Below are 21,168 nucleotides of genomic sequence, written 5' to 3' on the forward strand. Positions count from 1 at the left end.
GCTAATCAATCATGGAAGGAGGCCGGATCATGCCGACCGAAATTCAGGCCGAACCCGCGCCGTTCATATTCGAACCCGCGCACACGGCGCTCGTGATCATCGACATGCAGCGCGACTTCGTCGAGCCGGGCGGCTTCGGCGAATCGCTCGGCAACGACGTATCGCTGCTGGCGGACATCGTGCCGTGCGTCGCGGCGCTGCTCGCGCTCGCGCGCCGCGCCGGCCTGTACATCGTGCATACGCGCGAGTCGCACGCGCCGGACCTGTCGGACTGCCCGCCCGCGAAGCGGCTGCGCGGCGCGCCGAGCATGCGGATCGGCGATCCGGGGCCGATGGGGCGCATCCTCGTGCGCGGCGAGCCCGGCAACGCGATCGTCGACGCGCTCGCGCCGTGCGAGGGCGAACGGGTGATCGACAAGCCCGGCAAAGGCGCGTTCTACGCCACCCCGCTCGACGACGTGCTGCGCGCGCGCGGCATCACCCATCTGCTGTTCGCCGGCGTGACGACGGAAGTCTGCGTGCAGACCACCATGCGCGAGGCGAACGATCGCGGCTATACGTGTCTGCTCGTCGAGGATGCGACCGCGAGCTATATCCCCGCCTTTCGCGACGCGACGCTCGCGATGATCCGCTCGCAAGGCGGCATCGTCGGCTGGACCGCGCCGTTTGCGGCACTGGAGCGCGCACTGTGACGAACGACGCCAATCTGGAAATCAACCGGCCCGCGATCGTCGCGGAGGTCGCGGCGGCATTCGAGGCCTACGAGCGGGCGCTCGTCGAGCACGACCTCGACACGATGAACGCGCTCTTCTGGGACGCGCCCGCCACCGTGCGCTACGGCATTGCCGAGGTTCAGCACGGCGGCGCGGCGATTCGCGCATGGCGCGCCGCGTGCGAGCCGGTGCCGGCTTCGCGCCGGCTGCACCGCACCGTGATCACCGCGTTCGGCGAGGACCACGCGAGCGTCAGCACCGAGTTCACCAGCGACGCGACCGCGCTGCTCGGCCGCCAGATGCAGACCTGGGCGCGCATCGGCGCGCGCGGCACGGCGTACGGCGGCTGGAGGATCGTCGCCGCGCACGTGAGCCTGATCCCGGTGCCGTGACCGACGATAATACGCATATGACTGCGGAGAGCCGGCAAGATGAGTGAAACGGATGCGATCGACGTCAAGCCGGGCGGCGCGGGTTTTGCCGCAAGCGGGGCGAACCCGCTGGCCGAGCAGGTCTATCAGCAGTTGAAGAACGACATCTTCAGTTTTCGTCTGTTCCCGGGCGACCGCTTCTCGGAGAGCGACATCGCGCAGCATTACGGGGTGTCGCGTACGCCGATGCGCGACGGACTGTTCCGGCTGCAGCGCGAAGGCTACCTCGAAGTCGGCTTCCGGCGCGGCTGGAAAGTCGCGCCAATCAACTTCGAGCAGCTCGACCAGCTCTACGATCTGCGCATCGTGCTGGAGCTCGCATCGCTCGAACGGGTCGCGGGCGGCAACGCGCCGCACGCGGCGCTGGACGCGCTGAAGGCGGTCTGGTGCGTCGCGCCGCAGGCGCGCGAAAGCGATCCGGTCGCGATGTTCGGGATGGACGAGCAGTTTCACCGGCAACTGGTCGCGGCGTCCGGCAACGGCGAAATGTTGCGGGTGCATAACGAGGTGACCGAGCGCATCCGCATCGTGCGCCGGCTCGACTTCCTGAAGCCGCACCGCACGAGCGCGACCTACGACGAGCACGCCACGATGCTGCACCTGATCGAGCGCGGCAAGCAGGCCGAGGCGACGATCCTGCTGCGCGCGCATATCACGCAGAGCAAGCTCGAAGTGCGCAAGATCACGCTTTCGATGCTCGCGGCGGCGCGCGACCAGAAGCTGCCGTTCGTGTCCTGAGCGCCGCGCACGCGGCAACCCGGGCGCCGCGCGGTTCAGCCCGCGCTCGCCACGGCGAACCCCAGCGTGTCCGCGGGCGCGGGGCGGCCGAACAGGTAGCCCTGCATCACGCGCCCGCCGAGCGCGGCCAGCACTTCGCGCTGCGCGCCGGTCTCCACCCCCTCGACGATGCACGCAAGGCCGAGATTGCGGCACAGATCCAGCACCGACTTGACGATCTTCGCGGACGCGAGATCGGTGTCGATATCGGCGACGAAGCTGCGGTCGATCTTCAGCGCGTCGAACGGCAGCCGGTGCACGTGGCTCAGGCTCGAATAGCCGGTGCCGAAATCGTCGAGCCAGACGCGGCAGCCTGCCTGCTTGATCAGCGCGAGCGACGCGCGCGCCTGGCGGAAGTCGCGCGTGAGGGCGGTCTCGGTGATCTCGAAGTGCACGCGCGCGGGCGGCATCGCGCTCGCGAAGACGAGGTCGAGCAGCCGCTGCGCACGCGTGACCGAAGCGATGTCGAGCGCCGACAGGTTGAACGACAGATAGACGTCGGCGGGCCACTTCGCCGCTTCGGCGAGCGCCTTGCGCAGCAGCGCGTCGGTCACGCCGCGGATCAGGTCCGTGCGCTCCGCGATGCGGATGAATTCCTCCGGGCTCACCTCGCCGAGCTTCGGACTGCGCCAGCGGCCCAGTGCCTCGTAGCCGACCACGCCGTTGCGCTGCGCGTCGCAGATCGGCTGGAACATCAGGTACAGCTCGTCGTCCAGATGCGCGGCCCGCAGTTCCTGCGCGACGAGGCTCGCGCGCCGCACCTGGTGTTCGTGCTCGGCGGAAAACACCACCGCCGCGCCGCGCTGGCTGCCCTTGCCGACGTAAAGCGCGGTATCGGCGCGCTCGAACAGGTCGGCGACGCCGACCCGCGCGGGCGGCAAGCCGGCCCAGCCGACCGTCCCCGACAGCTCCGCCGTGTGGTCGCCGAGCGGGTACGGGGCGCTCAGGCGCGTGCAGATCGTCTCGCCGAGCCGCAGCAGCTCGGCCTCGTCGAGCCGCCGCTGCACGATCACGCCGAACTCGTCGCCGCCGAGACGGGCGAAGAACAGCGTCGGATCCGCGAGCGCAAGCAGGCGCGCGCCGACCTCGCGCAGCACCAGATCGCCGCTCGAATGGCCGTAGATGTCGTTGATCTGCTTGAAGCCGTCGAGGTCGATCAGGCCCATCTGGAACTGCGCCGGTCCGTCGCCGTCCTGCTCGGCGAGCGCGCCGAGCGACGAAAAGAAGCTGCGGCGGTTCGGCAGGCCGGTCAGGCTGTCGATGTTCGCGAGGCGGAAGTTCTCGTCGTTCAGCTTCTGCGCGACCGCCTGATTGGCCTGCAACTCCCGCTGCGAGTGGATCAGCTGGTCGAAGCTGCGCGAGTACAGATGCACGATGAACGCGAGCGCGCAGCCGACGAACAGCATGTCGATCGCCATCGCGACGAACACCTCGCGGCCCTCGGCGAGCAGGCTCGCGGTGAACGAGCCGATCACGATCGCGAGCAGCAGCAGCGCGGCGGCGCGCACGTGCATCAGCCCGAACACGCACGCGACCACCGTGGTCGCCATGTAGAACGCGACCTGGGCCTTCTCGTAAGCGGGGCCATAGCGGAACAGCAGCACCGACCAGGCGGTGAACAGCAGCCCGAAGACGGTCGCGAGCCACAGCGTGCGGCGCAGCTTTTGCACTGCGCGCTGCGGCGGAAAGCTGTCGTGGCGGCGCTGCCACCAGACGACGCAGCGCAGCAGCGCGAGCGCGCACAGCACGGCCGGCAGGTCGATCGCGACCCACGCGGGCGCGAAACGCACGTGCGTAATCGCCACCGCCGCCGTGTTGACGATCAGGATCGCATAGACGAGCGGCACGTGCCGGCTGAACGCCTGCAACTGCGAGCGCACCAGCGCCGGGTCGCTGACGTCGACGGCAAAGGACTCCTTGAGGCGGGCGAGCGAGACCATCGATGCCCCTGGGCTGAAAATTGGACGTAACGCTGTGTAACGGCACCCGCGCGCGTATCTTGAGCGGCATCGCGATAAAGTTCGGTCTGTGCGTGCCGATATCCGGCACAGCGACCCGCCGCCGCGCCGGATATCCCCGATGCATACGCACTACGACAACCTGAAGGTCTCGCGCAGCGCCCCGCCGGATGTGATCCGTGCGGCCTACAAGGCGCTGAGCCAGCGCTACCACCCGGATCGCAACCGCAGCCCGGATGCGCCGCGCATCATGCGGCTCGTCAACGAGGCGTACGCGGTGCTGGGCGATCCGCAGCGCCGCGCCGCCTACGACCGCGAACTCCGTGATCACGAGCGCGAACGGGCCGCCGGCGACGATCACGCGTACGCGTGGGGCGTGCCGTCCGAGGCCGCATGGACGGCCGACGGGGCGGCGCCGGGCGTCGACGCGCGTGCTTTCGACGACGCTGCGACGCAGCACGGGTGGGCCCCGGCGACGGGCGCGGTGCAGCGCGCAGCGCGTCGCCGCGCGCTGCACCGCGGCCTGTTCGCCGCCGCGCTGCTGTGCTTCGCGGCCGCCTGCGTGCTGCTGGTCGCGAACCTCGCGGGGCCGGGGCGCCCGGTTCGTCCGGATGCGCCACGCGCGGCGGCGCCGGGCCTGCCGCCCGCGCCGTATGCGCCGCCCGCGCCGTACGCGTGGATCGATCCGCTCACGCAGGCGACCCTTCGCATTGACGGCCGCTGGCAGCATACGCACCGCACGGATGCGGCCGGCGAGCCGATCGATACGTTCACCGATCGCGCCGGGGCCGCCGCGGTCGTGCTTGCGCGCGAACCCGCGCCGCCATTCGGGCTGGCGCGCTACATTCCGGCGTATCTGCGTCACAACGCGCAGGCGATGCGGCTCGACGCGCCCGGCGAGCGCGATACCGTCGATGGTCATCCGACGTGGTCGGCGTACGGGCGCCTCGTGTCCGATCCGGCGGTGCACGTGCACGTCGAGCTGCGCGACATCGACGGTGCGATCTGGCGGGTCGTGACGGTGCAGTCGCGCGTCGACGCGGCCATGGACACCGCGACGCGCGCGCTTGCCGCGCAGCTCTGGGGGACGGCGCCCGCGGCGGCGCCCCGCGCGCGCGCCCCGGACGGCCCGCACGCAGCGGCGCCGCTGTCCGCCAGCCCGAGGACGGTGGCCGGACGCGTGACCGAAGCGCCGTGACCGAAGCGCGGCGTGACCGCATCGCGGCGCCGGCGTTCAGGAGCGCGAACGGACGAGCGCCGCTCGCCCGGCCGGGAGGATTTTCGCATTAACAAGCGATTTAAAAGAAGCGCAAAAAGCGGCGTGCGGAGAAAATAAAGTCATGCTAATCGGGACAAAAAGCATGCCTAAAATACGACGAAAATGCCGCATTGCAGCGCGATTCAGATGCTATTTAAAGGAGCTTTAAAGCCGGCCTTTTACGGCAGTCGTTTTCCGGAACGAAAACGCCGTTGCGCAGGGCACAAACCCGCCTGGCAATCCTCAGAAAAAGTCCGTGAAAATATAAAAACCCCCGCATAAACCCTCACTTGGATTTATCGGAGTAAACAGTCATCATCCTGTAAAGTCGGTGTCAGGCTGACGACATGGCGGTAGCAGCACCTGGAATGGCGCTCGGGCAATGCAGGGGGGAATGACACGATGTCACTCTATACTGCGCTGAATCATTGGCTTCATTCGGTGTATTCGCGGGACCGGCATCGCGACGGCGGCCCTTGCATCGCCGTCTATCGGGCCCAGCTGCAGCGGGCCGGCGTCGGACTCGACGCGTTTCTCGACGACATTCGCCGCCATGAAGGCACGCACGAACTGCGCGCGCTGACGTGCGGCGACGTGATGAGCCGGCCGCTCGCCACCGTGCGCCACGACACCTCGATCGGCGTCGCGCTCGATCTGCTGCACCGCCACCATCTCGACGTCCTGCCGGTGCTGAGCCCGTATGCGGACGTTGCGGGCATCGTGACGCGCCGCGAGCTGATACACGAGCCGGTGATCTATGCGCACTGCCCGTATGCCCGGACAGTTCGGCCTCCGAAGAAAATTTCTCCCTATCATCCGGTGTTCTCGGTCATGTCGACGGACTTCGACGCGATCTGCGCCGAGGATCCGCTGACGCACGTCATCGAGCTGTTCCGCGCGCGCGGCGTGCGCAATCTGCCGGTGCTCGATCAGCACAGTCACGTGGTCGGCATGGTGACGGAAGCCGATATCTTCTTCGCGATGACGGGCCGGCGTTTCGCGTGACCGCGCGGCGTCGCATCGCATCGCGCGTCGCGCATTGGCCGGCGATACGCCGGCGGCGTGGCGCGGCGCGCAGCGCATTCGCCGGCATGCTCTCTCGATCGCGGGCCGTGCCGCGCCGTCGCGGCATGCGTGAGCCGCGCCGCGTTTCGCGGCATCCTGTTCCTGACACCTTGTTCCTGGCATGGCGCTCTCCCGCCCTTGCTGCACTTGCTGCACTTGCTGCACTTGCTGCGCACGCGGTATCTCGTGGTCTCGCTTGACACATGTCAACGCGTGGCCCGCTGCAGCCCCCATGATGTACCGACAGCCGTGGCCCTGGCCGCCCGATCCGGCGTCGACTGACGCTACGGACTGCGCGCACGCGGGCCCGCTCGGGAGGGGGAGATGGGCGTCAGCATGCAGATCGCTTACCTCGGTTTTGCGGGCTCGCCCTCGCTCGAAGCCGAGGCCGCCGCGCAGCTTGTGCGTATCGAGCGCTTCTCGCCGCTGGTTTCGGGCTGTCATCTGGCGATCGAGGCAATGAAGGGCGCGCTCGGCATTGCGATGTACGACGCGCGCCTCGATCTCGTGATCGGCGCGAGCGAATTGCGTCCGCTGCCGCATTGCACGTCGTCGACGCCGGAGGATGCGGTGCGCGACGCGTTCGACCGCGCGGAGTGTGAGCTGCTCGACATGTATCGCCGCGCGGCCGACACGCGTCACTGATACCGCTGACCGGGGCGAGGCGCGTGACGCGCGCGTATCGCGGGGTACGCGCGGCCGCGTCCGCCCGGATGCTCTACTGGCGCAGCACCCATTCGGCGAGCACGCGGGCTTCGACGGCCGTGAGGGGGCCGCCGCGATCCTCGGGGGGCGGCATCGGCAGGTCGCCCCAATGATTCGGGCCGCCTGCCCGCAGGACGTGCTCGATGCGCGCGGCGGCGTCCGGCACATGGCGGTAGCGTGCCGCGATCCGGTCGAACGGCGGCGCGAGCGAAGGCGTCTGCGCCGCATGGCAGTACGTGCAGTGATGCTGCGCGAGCAGTTCGTCGGGCTGCGGAGCCTGCGCATGCGCGCCGGCGGCGCCCAGCACAAGGAGCGCAAGGGACGCGGGGAGCAGGGGGCGTCTGCCGGGCGAGGCGAGGGTGGCGGGCGAGGCAGGCGAATCGGCAGGCGTAGCAGGCAACGCATACGTGGCGGGCAAGGCAGGCAAGTTCGCCAACCTGGGCAGCACAGGCAAGTTCGCGAACCGGGGCAGCGCAGGCAAGTTCGTGAACCCAGGCAGCGCAGGCAAGTCCGCGAACCCAGGCAGCGCAGGCAAGTTCGCGAACCGAGGCAGCGCAGGCAAGCTCGCCAACCGAGGCAGCGCAGGCAAGCTCGCCAACCGAGGCAGCGCAGGCGAGTTCGCGAACCCAGCCAACCCAGGCAACCCAGGCAACCCAGGCAACCCAGGCAACACCCGCGAACCGCGCAAAAAGCACGAGGCGCGCGCACCCGGCAGCGCAGGCGCAGCGCCGCCGCCGTGCCTGCCGGACCTCACGTCACGACCTCCTGCAGCGGGCGGCGCGGCGCATGCGGCGCCGCCGACCCCCGGCCGACCCGCAGCAGCAGTTGTGGATACGTCGCGCCGCCGACCAGCGCGCGCAGCCGTTCGCGCAGCGCATCGATCTCGATCGGCTGGTTCAGGTAGGACGCACTCAGGCCCGCGCGGGTCGCGACGAGCAGCAGCCGCTCCAGCGCCTGGCCGGCGGCGAGCCACGCGAAGCGGTCGTCGGTGCCGGTCGCGATCGCGACGAACAGCGGCGAGCCCTGCGCGAGCCGCTGATGCGCGGCCGCGACGCCGTCGCCGACATCGAACGTGCGCAACGCCGACGCCAGCAGCGGCGTCGCGAAGTCGAGCAGCGCCGGCAGTCCGGCGGCGTAGGCGGGCATGCCGTCGCTGCTGCGGCGCGGATGAATCCAGTTGGCGAGTTCGCGGCGAAAGCGCGGATCGCCGAACTGCTGCCGGTCGGCCTCGGCGATCAGCTCGGCGACGTGCGCGCGCTGCGCCGGCGCTGCGATGCCGCTCACCTGCACGCCTTCGGTTTCGCCGGCTTCCACGAGTTGCGCGACGAGCGCCGCATCGAGCGGCCCGGCGGCGAACGCCGTGCGCGTCGTCACGCGCTGCGCGATCGCGTCGAACAACGGCGCGATCGATGCATCGCGGAAGCCTTCGGGCAGCACGCGCACATGCGCGATCACGTCCGGATCCGCGTTGGCAGGAAACAGCCGGATCGCGTAGGCGAGCCCGAGATGCGCGAGCGCGACGCGCAGGTTGAACAGCGCCGCGCCGCAACTGATGATCAGCTCCCGGTCGAACGGGTCGATGACCGGCAGCGCGCGCAGCCGGTCCGCGCAGAGCGTCACCGCGTCGCGCTCGAACAGGAAGCGCCACGGCTGGCTGTTGTGGCTGGACGGCGCGAGGATCGCGCAGCGCAGCGCGTAGCGCAGCTGCGCTTCGAGGCCGGCCGCCGGCGCGGGGCGGGTGGCGGCGAGATCCCATGCGGTGGGGCGCGAGGCGTCGTTCATCGGCTGTCTCCGGTTGCTCTCGGTGCGGCCGCGCAACAACGCCGGCCGGCGTGGACCCTGGCGACCCGGTACGACCCGGAGCGACCCGGAGCGACCCGGAGCGACCCGGTACGACCCGGTGCGACCCGACCGGGGCCCGCTTGCCATCGTGCCGCGCCGGGCGGCGCGCGGGTTGACCGAAATCAACGGGCGTGCGGCAGCGGGGCCGCCGCGCCGCACGGATGCCGCGCGGCATCCGGCGTTCAGACCTGCGCGAGCCCGTCGGGGTCGAGGATGCGGATCTGCTTGCCGCGCGCGTCGACCAGCTTGTCGCGCTGGAACTTCGAGAACATCCGGCTCACCGTTTCGAGCTTCATGCCGAGATAGCAGCCGATTTCCTCGCGCGTCATGCGCAGGTTGAACTCGGCGGCCGAGTAGCCGAGCGCCTTGAAGCGCCGCGACAGGTTCAGCAGGAACATCGCGACGCGCTGCTCGGCGGTCATCGTGCCGAGCAGCATCATCAGGCTCGATTCGCGCACGATCTCGCGGCTCATCATCTGGTGCACGTGGTGCTGCATCGGCCGGATTTCCCGGCACAGCGTCTCCAGCTGGCTGAACGGAATGATGCAGACGGTGCTGTCTTCGAGCGCGATGGCGTCGCAGTTGTGATAGCCGCTGCAGACCGCGTCGAGCCCGAGCGCGTCGCCGGCGATCTGGAAGCCGGTGATCTGCTCGCGCCCGTCGCGGTGCATGACGACCGTCTTGAACGAGCCGACCCGCACGGCGTAGATGCTCTGGAACGTGTCGTGGGTGCGGTACAGCGTTTCGCCGCGCTTGACCGCCCGGCTCGCGCAGATCGTCGTGTCGAGTCGCGCCAGCTCGGCGGGCGACAGGTCGGGCGGCATGCAGACCGCGCGCATCGAGCACGCGGAGCAGCGCGCGGCGGGGCGCTTGAGCGTGTCGGCGGACGCGCCGGCGGGGACGTCGCGCGGCGCCTGGGTCAGCGGGGCGGCCACGCCGGTGTCGCGAACGGAAGAGGCGTACATGATCAGCTCCTGCGCATGCTCGGGTCGGAGGTCGAGACAGCCGGGCCAGCGTGCGGGTCGCCGCCGGCCGCCGTCGGTCGCGGCGCGCCGGCGGCGCCGCGGCGAAGTGCTCGCGCGCCCGGGGTGGGAGCCCTCGGCCGGCCGCGCCGGCGGGGTTCCTTGAGCGTCAGTATCGTGTGCGCGGGATCGGAAGCAAATCGGCGATGCTTGAAGATTTCGTAGGCGATCGGGATGCGATGTAGGACAATTCCTACTCACCGATATGCGCACGTGTCGCGCGCCGGGTCAGGCGAGGGCCGGCGCGGATTCCCCGGGCGGCCCGGCATGGTTCGGCATGGCCGTCGATGCCGGCCGCTCGGCCAGCTCGACGCTCTGCTGATAAAGCGGCACCTCGCAGCGCCAGCCGAGGGTCTCGACGATGCGCCGGCGCAGTGCATCGGCGGCAGCCGGCTCGCCGTGCGTGACGAAGGTGCGCGCCGGCGGGTCGCGCATCGCCGCGAGCCAGCGCAGCGTCTCCGGGTAGTCCGCGTGCGCGGAGAGCGACGAGATTTCCGCGACCTGCGCCCGCACCGGCACATACGCGCCGTGGATCTTGATGGCCGCCGCGTGCGCGGCGATGGCCGCGCCGCGCGTGCCGGCGGCCTGGAAGCCGACCAGCACGATCGTATTGCGGGGATCCGGCGCGTACAGGCCCAGATGGTGCAGCACCCGCCCGCCGGTCGCCATGCCGCTGCCGGCGATGATGACCCGGGGTCCGTGCTGCGCGGCGATCGCCTTCGACTGCTCGACGCTGCGCACGAAGATCGCTGCCTTGTCCATGGCGTGCGCCTGCGCGATCGTCAGCCGGTGTTCGTTCAGATGACGCCGGTAGAGTTCGGTGACGCGGGTGGCCATCGGGCTGTCCAGATAGACCGGCACGTCGGGCATGCGGCCGGTTTCCTTCAGCTTCGCGATGTAGTACAGCACCGCCTGCGCGCGCCCGACCGCGAAGCACGGCATCACGACCACGCCGCCGCGCGCGAAGGTCGGGTCGAACACCGCTTTCAGCTGATCTTCGGGGTTCGACGTGTCGTGCAGGCGGTCGCCGTAGGTCGATTCCACCACCACGTAGTCGGCATGCGTGAGCGCGCGCGGCGCGCGCATGATCGGATCGTCGGCGCGTCCGAGATCGCCGGAAAACGCGAGCAGCGTATGACGCCAGCAGACGAGCACCGACGCGGCCCCGAGGATGTGGCCCGACGGCAGGAAGCGGAATACGACCTCGCTGTTCAGCGGCACCGGGGTGTCGAACGGCTGCGGCACGAGCAGCTGCAGCGCGCGCTGCGCATCGTCGAGCGTATAGAGCGGCTCGGCCGGGTGATGCTTCGAATAGCCGTGCCGGTTCGCGAATTCCGCTTCCTCCTCCTGCAGCCGCGCGCTGTCGCGCAGCAGGATGTCGCACAGCTCGGCCGTGCCGTGCGTGCAGTACACGGGGCCGCGGAAGCCGGCGCGCGCGAGCACCGGCAGGTAGCCGCTGTGATCGATGTGCGCATGCGTGAGGATCACCGCGTCGAGCGTGTCGGGCGCGGCCGGCAACGGGTTCCAGTTGCGCTCGCGCAGGTTGCGGGTGCCCTGGAACAGTCCGCAGTCGACCAGCACGCGCAGTCCCGCGCCTTCCAGCAGATATTTCGAGCCGGTCACGGTCTCGGTCGCGCCGAGAAAGGTCAGTTTCATCGCAGCCTCGCCGGTGGGGCATCACGTCGCCATGTGCTCATTGCAGCGCATCGGCGCGGCCAGCCGTTGACGTGGATCAGGCAACGCGCCGGACGATCTTGCGCGCGCGCCGGATCGGGAGGCGCCGCGCTTGATCGAAGTCAAGCCGCGCGGCGCGGCGGCGCGGGATGCTAGGGCCTGAGCGCGGCGCGGTTCGCGCACGGATCGACCACGGTGGCCCGCATGGAGCGCAAATTCGACAACGCCGGCTTCATCGCGATGCTGGTCTTCGCGGTACTGCTGGTCCTGCAGGTGCTCGCGCTGAAGGCGCCGGCCACGTCGATCGACTACAGCGACTTCGAGCGGCTCGTCGCGGCCGGCGATGTCGACAGCCTCGACGTGACGCCGACCCGCGTGAGCGGCACGCTGCGCATGCCGGCGGCGGCGAGCCAGCTGCCCGCGTCCGAAGCGGACGCGATTCGCCAGAGCGGCGAGCCGTGGCCGTTCTCGACGATCCGCATTGCCGACCCGCATCTGCTCGATACGCTGCGCGCGCACCACATTCGCTATCGCGGCGCGCTCGACGGCAACTGGGGCGATGCGCTGCTGTCGTGGGCGCTGCCGCTCGCCGGCCTCGCGCTGCTGTGGAGCGTGCTCGCGCGCCGCGCGGGCGGGCTGCAGGACTTCACCGGGATGGGCCGCAGCAAGGCGCGCGTCTATCTGCAGAGCGCGACCGGCATCACGTTCGACGATATCGCCGGCATCGACGAGGCGAAAGCGGAGCTGCAGCAGATCGTCGCGTTCCTGCGCGACTCGGCGCGCTACCGGCGGCTGGGCGGCAAGATCCCGAAGGGCGTGCTGATCGTCGGCGCGCCGGGCACCGGCAAGACGCTGCTCGCGAAGGCGGTGGCCGGCGAAGCGCAGGTGCCGTTCTTCTCGATCAGCGGCTCGGCGTTCGTCGAGATGTTCGTCGGCGTGGGCGCGGCGCGGGTGCGCGATCTGTTTGGCCAGGCGCAGCAGAAGGCGCCGTGCATCGTCTTCATCGACGAACTCGACGCGCTCGGCAAGGTGCGCGGCGCCGGCGTCGCGTCGGGCAACGACGAGCGCGAGCAGACGCTCAACCAGCTGCTCGTCGAGATGGACGGCTTCCAGCCGAACTCCGGCGTGATCATCATGGCGGCTACCAACCGGCCCGAGATTCTCGATCCGGCGTTGCTGCGGCCCGGCCGCTTCGACCGGCACATCGCGATCGACCGCCCGGACCTGAACGGGCGCCGCCAGATTCTCGCGGTGCACACGCGGCACGTGACGATGGCGGACGACGTCGATCTGGGCGAGCTCGCGGCGCGCACGCCGGGCTTCGTCGGCGCGGATCTCGCCAACGTGGTCAACGAGGCCGCGCTGCGCGCGGCCGAGGCGAACAAGCCGGCGGTCGACATGAGCGACTTCGACGAGGCGATCGACCGCGCGATGACCGGCATGGAGCGCAAGAGCCGCGTGATGAACGAGCAGGAGAAGGTGACGATCGCCTATCACGAGGCGGGTCACGCGCTCGTCGCGCAAAGCCGCGCGCATTGCGATCCGGTGAAGAAGGTGTCGATCATTCCGCGCGGCGTCGCCGCGCTCGGCTACACCCAGCAGGTGCCGACCGAGGACCGCTACGTGCTGCGCGAAAGCGAGCTGCTCGACCGGCTCGACGCGCTGCTCGGCGGCCGCGTGGCCGAGGAGATCGCGTTCGGCGACGTGTCGACCGGCGCGGAAAACGACTTCGAACGCGCGACCGCGATGGCGCGGCACATGGTGATGCGCTACGGGATGAGCGCGCGGCTCGGGCTCGCGAGCGTCGGCGACGCCGACGGCCCGGGCGCCGCGCTCTGGCTGCCCGATGGCGCCCGGCCGCGCTGCGGCGCGCGCACCGCGCAACTGATCGACGAGGAGGTGCGGCGGCTGCTCGCCGACGCGCACGACCGCGTCGCGCGCACGCTGGCCGAGCGGCGCGCGTTGCTCGACGCGATCGCGCGGCGTCTGCTGGAGCACGAGGTGCTCGATCACGATGCGCTGCAGACGCTGTTCGCGGGCGCTGACACCGGCGGCGCGGGGGGGCCGGAGACTGAGGGCGGCGGGCGTGCCGGCGCGGTGGAGCCGGCCGCTCGTCACGGGATGGCCGCGTTGGCGGAAACGACTGCAGCGACCGCAGCGACCGCAGCGACTGCAACCGCAGAAACCGCAGAAACCGCAGAAACCGCAGAAACCGCAGAAACCGCAGAAACCGCAGAAACCGCAGAAACCGCAGAAACCGCAGAAACCGCAGAAACCGCAGAAACCGCCACACCCAAGCCCACCAAGCCGCAACCGGCGCTCACCGCTCGCGTCCCGTGGCGCGGCTAGCGCAGCCGGCGCCGCGCGCCCCTGCGCCTACGCCACGGCAACGCGTTCGACCACCGCGGCCGCCGCGTGCGCGAGGTCCGCTTCGTGTGCGGCGGCCCGCTCGCACAGCGCGGCCGGGTCGATCAGCATCAGCGTGCCGCGACCGGGCAGCTCGATCGCCTCGGTCATGCCGTTGCCCCAGTCGGTGCCCGACTGGCGCGTGAGCAGCGCGGGCACCGCGATGCGGCGCGCGCTGTCGAGCGTCACGATGTTGTCCACCGCATCGACGATCAGCCCGTACTTGTCGCCGCCGTAATCGACCACCAGAATCTTCGCGCGGGTCAGATCCTCGTATGGCGCCATGCCGTACATCGCACGCACGTCGATCACCGTCAGCAGTTCGCGGCGCACCTGCAGCACCCCGCGGATGAAGCCGGGCGCGCCCGGCGTGACGACGATCGCGTCGCTGTAGTCGATCACCTCGCGCAACTGGCCGATGCGCACGCCCAGCAGCTGGCCGAGCCGGAACGTCACATACGTCTCGCGCCTGCCGCCGCTGCGCGCGCGGGCGGCGTCCGCCTCCGTGCCGCGTTCGCGGTACAGCTCGCGGTGTCCGCGCGCGATTGCCGCGAGCCGCTCGTGCGTCGCGAGCGCGTCCGGGTTCAGCAGGATCATGCTGTCGTGGCCTTCGCTGCCGAGGCATCCCGCGAACAGCGCGACGTGCCGGCGACTGTATGCGGGCATCGCGAGCAGTTCGTCGTCGCGGTACGCAACGATGCTGCGTACTTCGTCGACCAGCAGCCCGAGCAGCATGTCCGGCAGGTTCAGCACGACGATGCGCCGCTCGTCGGCGCTGCCCGGCGACGAGGTGTCGCCCGCGTCGCCCGCGTCGTCCGCGAGCCCCATGAAGCGGACGAAATCGATCACCGGCACCGTGGTGCCGCGCAGGTTCAGCATGCCGGTGCAGACCGGGTCGGCGAGCGGCGACGCATGCATCGCCGGCACGCGGATGATCTCGCGGATGGCCGCCATCGGCAGCGCCAGATGCGCGCCGGCCACGCGAAACGCAACCGTCTGGCGACGCTGCGCCTGCTGCGCGCGCCGTTCGCGCGTCGCGCGATGATGCAGCTGCGGCACATCCGGCAGCCCGAGCAACGCGGCCGCCGAAAGAATCTGCAGGATGCGCTCGCCGCCGTCGAGCTTGAGCGCGCCGCAGATCACCGGCGGCGTCGCGTCGGGCTGCTCGAACGCGACGCGCTGCGCGGCCGGCACGCGCAGGATCTCGCCGGTCGCGTCGAACAGCAGCCCGACGCGCAGCTCGCCGAGCTCGACGATCGCGATCTTGCCTGTCGCGGGGAGCGCATCCTGCGCGAGGTGCAGCAGCGCGCGCAGATCGAGGATCGGAATCAGCGTGCCGCGCAGGTTGAACAGGCCGAGCAGATGGGCCGGCGCGAGCGGCACCGGCGTCACGGCCGCCGGATAGGCGACGACTTCCTGCAGCGCGGCGACCGGCAGCGCGAGCTCGGTTGCGCCGAGGTGGAACGAGCCGAACAGCTCGGTTGCGCCGGCGCCTGAAGAGGCGATTTCGGTGGACATGTCAGGTATCCCGTTCAAAGAGGGCGGCCAATCGTCTTGACGGTGAACGCGTGCTGCGCGCAGTCGATCCATATCTGCCGGCCGCATTCGCCGCCGACGTCCTGATGGATCACGCGCACGCCGAGCGCGTCGAGCAGCCGCCGCGCGGTTTGCACGTTCTGCTCGCCGATCGGCGCGTGCAGCGGCCGGCGCGGGTAGTGGACCATGTTCGCGCCGCCCGCGAGCACCGCTTCGAGCGCGTGGTGCGCCGCGTGCGGCACCTGCATCAGCGCGAGCAGCGCCGGCACCGCGTCGGTCACGTACTTCGCGGCCGACGCGCCCGCGCGCTGCGGCGCGTCGGGCAGCAGGCAGTGCGCGAGCCCGTAGAGGGCACGCTCGCGCCATAGCAGCCCGATGCCGACGCACGAGCCGAGCGTCGCGCGCAGCACGTCCGCGTCGCTGCCGAGCGCGAGCTGCCCCATGTGCACCTGGATTTCGCGCGGCGCGTTCATGCGGCCCCCGGCGGATTGCGGTAGATGAGCGGCTGTTCGAACTCGAAGCCGAGCTCGAAGCGGCTGAGCGACTCCGACTCGCCGACGATCAGCACGCCGCCCGGCGCCATCGCGCGCCGCGCGTGGTTGAGCACCGCGAGCTGGCCGTCGGCGTCGAAGTAGATCAGCACGTTGCGCAGCAGCGTCACGTCGGCCGGCCCGATGTCGCCGGGCGGCTCGTGCAGGTTGTGACGGCGGAACGTCACATTGGCGCGCAGCGCGGGGTGCACCGTGTAGCCGTCGTCCACCGCGCTGAAATAGCGCTCGACGAGCGCGGGGTGCGTCTGCCGCAGCAGCTCGATGCTGCGGCCGCGGTAGTGCGCAGCGCTCGCCTTGCGCAGGATCGCATCGGCGATGTCCGTCCCGACGATCCGGTAGCGCAGCGCCGGGTGCCGCGCGCGGAACTCCTCGCACAGCATCGCCGCCGTGTACGCTTCCTCGCCGCTGGAGGCCGCCGCGGACCAGATCCGCAGCGGCGTGTCGGGATGCGCGTCGAACCAGCGCGGCAGGAACTGCTGCGCGAAGTATTCCCAGATGCGCGGCGTGCGAAAGAACGTGGTCTCGTTGGTCGTGACGAGATCGATGAAATCCTGCACCTCGCCCGGCCGCGCCTGCAGCACGCCCAGATAGTCGCGATAGCCGTCGAGCGCGAGCTCGCGCACGCGCCGGCGCAGGCGGCCTTCGAGCATGGTCCACTTGCGCTCGGTCATCACGATGCCGGTATGCCGGCGCACCTGGTCGAACAGCGCGCGGCGCGTCGCCGGATCGACGTCGCGGTCTTCGCGGTCTGCCTCCACGGGGCCTCCCGCGTCAGACCACGAAACGCGTGACAGTCTGGTCGAGCGTCTGCGCGCCCTGCAGCAGCGTCGTGCTCGAACGCGCGATCGTGTCGCATGCGGCGGCCGATTTCTCGGTCTCCTCGGCGACCTGCTGGATCGCGGTGCTGACCTCGCGCGCGGCGATCAGCTGCTCGTCGGCGCCGCACGAGATCTCCGAGATCGCCTGCGTCGTGCGGCTTACGCCGACGACGATGCGGTCGAACGCCTCGCCCGCCTGCTTCGAGATTTCGCTGCCCTGGGCGACGCGCTTGACCGATTCGCCGATCAGCTTCGAGATTTCCTTGGTCGCCTGCGACGAGCGCTCCGCGAGCTTGCGCACCTCGTCGGCCACCACCGAGAAGCCGAGCCCGTGCTCGCCGGCGCGCGCGGCCTCGATGGCCGCGTTGAACGCGAGCAGGTTGGTCTGGCTCGCGATCTCGCCGATTACCTTGACGATCTCGCCGATGTCCTCGGAGGAGCGGTTGATCTGCTCCATCGCGTCGATCGAGCGCGCGATCGCCTTCGCGCCGCGCTCGGCTTCCTGCTGCGTGTCCTTCGCGAGATGGTCGGCGCTGCGCGAGTTGTCGGCGATCGAGTTGATCGACGCGGTGAGTTCCTCGATCGACGCGTTCATCTCCTCGACGGTCGCGCCGAGCAGTTGCGCGCCGCTTGCCACCGTGTTCGCGCGGCCGGCGATGTCCTGCGAGGACGCCGAGAAGCTGCCGGACGATTCGACCACCTTGCCGATCACGTTGCGCAGATCGTCCATCATCGCGCGGATGCCGCCGGCGAGCTGGTCGATCGGCTCGTCGCCGGCCACCGCGACGCCGCCGGTCAGATCGCCGGCGGCGGCCTTGCTGACCACTTCGAGCAGCAGCGCGACCTTGCGCCGGTCGTCGTCCGCGCGGCGGCGCACCTGCTCTTCGAGCTCGACCTGGGCGGTGACGTCGGTGGCGAACTTGATGACCTTGTGCAGCCGGCCGCTGCCGTCGAAGATCGGGTTGTAGGTGGCCTGGATCCAGACGGTGCGGCCGCCCTTCGCGATGCGCCTGTAGCGCCCGGCGTCGAACTCGCCGCGGTTTAGCCGCGCCCAGAACTCGCGGTACTCGGGGCTGGCGGCGTGCGCCTCGTCGCAGAACATCCGGTGATGCCGGCCCTGGATCTCGTCGAGCCGGTAGCCGAGCGTGTCGAGGAAATTCTGGTTGGCGCTCAGCACGTGGCCGCCGAGATCGAACTCGATGACCGCCTGCGCGCGGTCGACCGCGCGCACCTTGCCTTCGTACTCGGCGTTCTGCTGGCGCGCGGCGGTGATGTCGGTGGCGAACTTGATGACCTTGTACGGCTTGCCGTCGGTGTCGAACACCGGGTTGTACGACGCGTTGATCCAGATTTCGCGGCCGTCCTTTGCGAGGCGGCGGTACTCGCCCTGATCGAACTCGCCGCGGCCGAGCTTTTCCCAGAACTGGCGGTAGGCGGGGGTTTGCGCGTATTCGGCGTCGCAGAAGATCCGGTGATGCCGGCCGCGCACCTCGTCGAGCGTGTAGCCGAGCGTTCGGAGAAAGTTGTCGTTGGCGTGAAGGATGATGCCTTGCAGGTCGAACTCGATGACCGCCTGGACGCGGTTCAGGGCGGCGGTAACCGCGCTGAGTTCGTGGAGTTCCAGCTGGCGCTCGGGCGTCGAATGTTCCACGGTGCTCTCCTCGTTGAGCTGACGTGATGGTTGCTGCATGGTTCACGCATGCACGCTCGTGTCGTCCGCGACACACCGTGCGGCGTGGCTCTCAGGGTTATGTTGTAGGTAAAACCGCGGCTGCCTCAATCGAATGCGCTTAGCATGCCGCTTCCGGTATATCGGCCAAAATGATGCAAGGTTTATATCGGATTTGCCCTGATCGGTATTTCTTTTTCTTTCGATGCGGGTAGAGGGGAATTGGTATGACTTTTAAAGGTGTGGCGACGTTGAACTGAGTGGCTTGAAGGAAGCGCGGGAGGGATCCCGGTCGTGCTGTCTCGCGGGCGATGCCGATTCACCGGACGTACCCGGATGCGGTTCGGGTAACCGCGTTGCCGACAACCGTCGGGCAGGTGCTTGTCGGCCTCACCGATGAGAGTCGGCTCTGTATCAATACGGACCGACGCAATGGGCTCGCGCGTCGGACTGCGCGCCTGCGCAGGGGTACCCGTATCATTGACGGCACGCCGCGACGAGGTTAGCCTGCCGGCTTGCGTCGCTTTGCAGAAAGCGCTTTGGAGAAAGATTAGGATGCTTAAATTCATTCAGGCCGTTTCTCGTACGATCTTCGCCGCCTGCCTTACGCTCGTCGCCAGCGGCGTCGCCTTTGCAGCGGACAATCCGTTGAGCGTGCATATTCTCGATCTGCAGACCGGGCGGCCAACGCCGGGTGTGACGGTCGATCTGGAGAAAAAGACGTCAAGCGGGTGGCATGAGCTCGCGTCGGGCGTAACCGATGAGCAGGGCCGCATTCGTGAACTGTTTCCCGACAAAGAACACTTCAGTATCGGGGTCTACCGCGTCGTGTTCCGCACCGGCGATTACTTTGCCCGACTGAACCAGTCGACCTTTTTTCCGGAGGTCGAGGTTCCGTTCAAGGTGGATAACACGGCGCAGCACTACCATATTCCGCTGTTGCTGAGCCCTTACGGCTACTCGACTTATCGCGGCAACTGACTGGGCGCGCTTCAGGGCGCGCTTCAGGGCGGCGGCAGCCGCGCCGGGTTCGTGGAGTTTCAGCTGGCGCCTGGGCGGCCGTGCCGGGTCCGCGTGGCTGCTCCCGCCGCATTCGCGGCGGCACCCGGCACGCCCGCTGAAGTACGCGCGGCACCGGCGCGCGACGGCGCACAGGGGTTCTTCGCCGCGCGCGACGAGCGCGACGCCGACGCGCTGTTCGCGAAGATCGGCTCCGGGCAGACCGACTGGATCGCGCTGGCCCCGCGCTCGCAGCGGGGGCCGACGCCGCCAATGCCGAAGGCCTCGGTATCGCGCTGGCGGACGCGCTGCCGGGGAATGCCGCCGCCGTGCTGGCCGTCGTGCGGGTCCACGGCGTCGACGGCCCGACGCTGGCCGTGTCGCGCGTATGCGGCATTCCGTTCGTCGATGCGGTTCCGGCCGGCTACAAGGCGCGTGCGCTGCGCGCGGTGCGGTCAGTCAGTGCGCCGCGCTTGCGGGCCGTGCGGGTACGCTGCATTGCGGCATCGAAGGGCGCGTAGCGCGCGCCGCGCGAGGCGCCGTCAGGCGCGCCACAGCCGCAACACCAGCGCGGTGCAGAGCGCGGTCAGGGTCATCGAGAGCAGCAGCGCAAGCGCGAAGCCGTGCGCGTCGTAGCGAAGCGGCATGCCGCCGATGTTCATGCCGAACAGTCCCGAGATCAGGTTGACCGGCAGCGCGATGACGGTCGCGGCGGTCAGGATCAGCACGTTGCGGTTCGTATGTTCGCCGACGCGCGCCGCAATCTCCTCTTCGAGCAGTGCGATGTGCTGCTGCAGGCCGTCGATGTCGCGCACCGTCAGCGCGAACGCTTCGGCCGCCTGGCGCAGCGCCTGCGCATCCTCGTCGCGCATCCAGCGCGGCGGCCGGCTCACGAGCCGGAACAGCGCGGCCGGCTCGGGTGCGAGCAGCCGGCGCAGACGCACCAGATCGCGGCGGATGCTGCCCAGTTGCGCGCGGGCCGGCAGCCGGTTCGCCCGCAGCGTCGTTTCGACCTGATTCGAGCGCTGCGCGGCATCGCGGGCAATATCGGCCAGCGTGTCGCGCTGCTCGCGCAGCAGATGGATCAGCAGCGCGAGCGGGCTTTCATACGTGGTGCCCGAGCGGAGTTCGTTGCGCAGCCGGGCCACCGAGCGCAGCGCGAGGCTGCGCACGCTCAGCAGGAAGCGGCCGCCCGCGTAAAGCCACAGCGTCGCGACGGCGAGCGGCTCGGTGCGCGCGAAGTCGTAGTCGACGTCGTTGATGACCGCGATCAGGCCGTGGTTGTCGTAGGCGACGCGCGTCGAACGCGAGCCGCCGTCGAGCGTATCCGTGAACAGATGCGGCAACTGCAGCAGGCGCATCGGCCAGTCCTGCAGCACGCGCGCGGTGTCATGAAAATGCAGCCACAGGAATTCGCGTTTGTCGTCGCCGCGCTGCAGCCACTCGATCGCAGCGCCGAAGCTGATCTCGCGGCAGGCGCCGCCGGTGCGAAACAGAAACGCATGGCCCGGCGCGTCATCGCCGGCCGCCACGCCGCCGGGCGATGACGCGGACGCGGGGGCGTGCTCACCGGGCGTCCTTTGCGGCGCGTGGCGCTGCGGGTCGGGCGTCTGTCCTGCCGGCACGGTGTCGCGTGCGGCGCCGGGCGCCCCCGCGTGTGCGCCCGGCGGGCGCGACGCGCTGCGCTGCGCGGCGGCGTCCGCGCCGGGGGGCGCCCGGCGGCGGGGCAGAGCGGTGCGACGAC

Annotated in this window: 19 protein-coding genes; 9 read left to right on the plus strand and 10 right to left on the minus strand. The window is 69.8% G+C overall.

Translation table 11 applies throughout. The annotated features are described in order from the left end of the window. The first annotated feature begins 29 nt into the window (after positions 1-29). Genes AC3AP7_RS22945 through AC3AP7_RS22955 form a run of 3 tightly spaced genes read left to right on the plus strand, consistent with a single transcriptional unit; the run spans position 30 to position 1,882 of the window. Positions 30-692, plus strand: coding sequence for a cysteine hydrolase family protein (locus AC3AP7_RS22945; protein ID WP_487364831.1), 663 nt, complete (start codon positions 30-32; stop codon positions 690-692). 14 nt (positions 693-706) lie between these two features. Then, positions 707-1,105: an oxalurate catabolism protein HpxZ gene (hpxZ, locus tag AC3AP7_RS22950; protein ID WP_487364986.1), complete on the plus strand. Its 399-nt coding sequence runs from the start codon at positions 707-709 to the stop codon at positions 1,103-1,105. A gap of 39 nt (positions 1,106-1,144) precedes the next feature. Then, complete coding sequence (locus AC3AP7_RS22955; RefSeq protein ID WP_487364832.1) at positions 1,145-1,882, plus strand: GntR family transcriptional regulator; 738 nt, start codon at positions 1,145-1,147, stop codon at positions 1,880-1,882. A 35-nt stretch (positions 1,883-1,917) separates the two neighbouring features. Here the strand turns inward: AC3AP7_RS22955 and AC3AP7_RS22960 are convergent, their stop codons facing one another. Then, the gene (locus AC3AP7_RS22960) at positions 1,918-3,861 is read right to left on the minus strand and encodes a putative bifunctional diguanylate cyclase/phosphodiesterase (RefSeq protein WP_487364833.1); all 1,944 of its coding nucleotides are present in this window, start codon (positions 3,859-3,861) and stop codon (positions 1,918-1,920) included. Positions 3,862-4,000: 139 nt separating this feature from the next. On the opposite strand from AC3AP7_RS22960, the gene AC3AP7_RS22965 reads away from it, so the two are divergent. The 3 genes from AC3AP7_RS22965 (at position 4,001) to AC3AP7_RS22975 (ending at position 6,847) form a co-directional block, all read left to right on the plus strand. Further along, positions 4,001-5,077, plus strand: coding sequence for a J domain-containing protein (locus AC3AP7_RS22965; RefSeq protein WP_487364834.1), 1,077 nt, complete (start codon positions 4,001-4,003; stop codon positions 5,075-5,077). 462 nt (positions 5,078-5,539) lie between these two features. Continuing rightward, entirely contained in the window at positions 5,540-6,142 is a 603-nt protein-coding gene (locus AC3AP7_RS22970) for a CBS domain-containing protein (protein ID WP_487364835.1), read from the plus strand. 396 nt (positions 6,143-6,538) lie between these two features. Further along, positions 6,539-6,847, plus strand: coding sequence for a hypothetical protein (locus AC3AP7_RS22975; RefSeq protein ID WP_487364987.1), 309 nt, complete (start codon positions 6,539-6,541; stop codon positions 6,845-6,847). A gap of 73 nt (positions 6,848-6,920) precedes the next feature. Here the strand turns inward: AC3AP7_RS22975 and AC3AP7_RS22980 are convergent, their stop codons facing one another. The 4 genes from AC3AP7_RS22980 to AC3AP7_RS22995 form a co-directional block, all read right to left on the minus strand. Continuing rightward, complete coding sequence (locus tag AC3AP7_RS22980; protein ID WP_487364836.1) at positions 6,921-7,214, minus strand: c-type cytochrome; 294 nt, start codon at positions 7,212-7,214, stop codon at positions 6,921-6,923. 443 nt (positions 7,215-7,657) lie between these two features. After that, positions 7,658-8,689 (minus strand): Acg family FMN-binding oxidoreductase, encoded by a 1,032-nt coding sequence (locus AC3AP7_RS22985; RefSeq protein ID WP_487364837.1) that lies wholly within the window; start codon positions 8,687-8,689, stop codon positions 7,658-7,660. Positions 8,690-8,931: 242 nt separating this feature from the next. Beyond that, the gene (locus tag AC3AP7_RS22990) at positions 8,932-9,714 is read right to left on the minus strand and encodes a helix-turn-helix domain-containing protein (RefSeq protein WP_487364838.1); all 783 of its coding nucleotides are present in this window, start codon (positions 9,712-9,714) and stop codon (positions 8,932-8,934) included. A 285-nt stretch (positions 9,715-9,999) separates the two neighbouring features. After that, positions 10,000-11,427 carry an MBL fold metallo-hydrolase RNA specificity domain-containing protein gene (locus tag AC3AP7_RS22995; RefSeq protein ID WP_487364839.1) on the minus strand — a complete coding sequence of 476 codons (1,428 nt, stop codon included), beginning with the start codon at positions 11,425-11,427 and terminating at the stop codon, positions 10,000-10,002. A 222-nt stretch (positions 11,428-11,649) separates the two neighbouring features. Here AC3AP7_RS22995 and ftsH point away from each other — a divergent pair, with 222 nt between their 5' ends. Then, entirely contained in the window at positions 11,650-13,794 is a 2,145-nt protein-coding gene (ftsH, locus tag AC3AP7_RS23000) for an ATP-dependent zinc metalloprotease FtsH (RefSeq protein WP_487364840.1), read from the plus strand. A 27-nt stretch (positions 13,795-13,821) separates the two neighbouring features. On the opposite strand, the gene AC3AP7_RS23005 is transcribed toward ftsH, so the two are convergent. Genes AC3AP7_RS23005 through AC3AP7_RS23020 form a run of 4 tightly spaced genes read right to left on the minus strand, consistent with a single transcriptional unit; the run spans position 13,822 to position 18,407 of the window. Continuing rightward, entirely contained in the window at positions 13,822-15,369 is a 1,548-nt protein-coding gene (locus AC3AP7_RS23005) for a chemotaxis protein CheW (RefSeq protein WP_487364841.1), read from the minus strand. Between the two features lie 14 nt (positions 15,370-15,383). Next, a complete protein-coding gene (locus tag AC3AP7_RS23010; RefSeq protein WP_487364842.1) occupies positions 15,384-15,860 on the minus strand; it encodes a chemotaxis protein CheD in 477 nt (158 codons plus the stop codon). After that, positions 15,857-16,696 (minus strand): CheR family methyltransferase, encoded by an 840-nt coding sequence (locus AC3AP7_RS23015; RefSeq protein ID WP_487364843.1) that lies wholly within the window; start codon positions 16,694-16,696, stop codon positions 15,857-15,859. Before AC3AP7_RS23015 ends, AC3AP7_RS23010 begins: the two co-directional genes overlap by 4 nt. 13 nt (positions 16,697-16,709) lie before the next feature. After that, on the minus strand, positions 16,710-18,407 hold the full coding sequence (locus AC3AP7_RS23020) for a methyl-accepting chemotaxis protein (RefSeq protein ID WP_487364844.1): 1,698 nt from the start codon (positions 18,405-18,407) through the stop codon (positions 16,710-16,712). Positions 18,408-18,980: 573 nt separating this feature from the next. Here AC3AP7_RS23020 and uraH point away from each other — a divergent pair. Both uraH and AC3AP7_RS23030 read left to right on the plus strand, forming a co-directional pair. Beyond that, on the plus strand, positions 18,981-19,406 hold the full coding sequence (gene uraH, locus AC3AP7_RS23025) for a hydroxyisourate hydrolase (RefSeq protein WP_487364845.1): 426 nt from the start codon (positions 18,981-18,983) through the stop codon (positions 19,404-19,406). Positions 19,407-19,753: 347 nt separating this feature from the next. After that, positions 19,754-19,945 (plus strand): hypothetical protein, encoded by a 192-nt coding sequence (locus AC3AP7_RS23030; protein WP_487364846.1) that lies wholly within the window; start codon positions 19,754-19,756, stop codon positions 19,943-19,945. A gap of 21 nt (positions 19,946-19,966) precedes the next feature. On the opposite strand, the gene AC3AP7_RS23035 is transcribed toward AC3AP7_RS23030, so the two are convergent. After that, positions 19,967-21,049, minus strand: coding sequence for a CorA family divalent cation transporter (locus AC3AP7_RS23035; protein ID WP_487364847.1), 1,083 nt, complete (start codon positions 21,047-21,049; stop codon positions 19,967-19,969). Positions 21,050-21,168: the final 119 nt, after the last annotated feature.

This window comes from Paraburkholderia sp. PAMB 6770, from assembly GCF_057748135.1.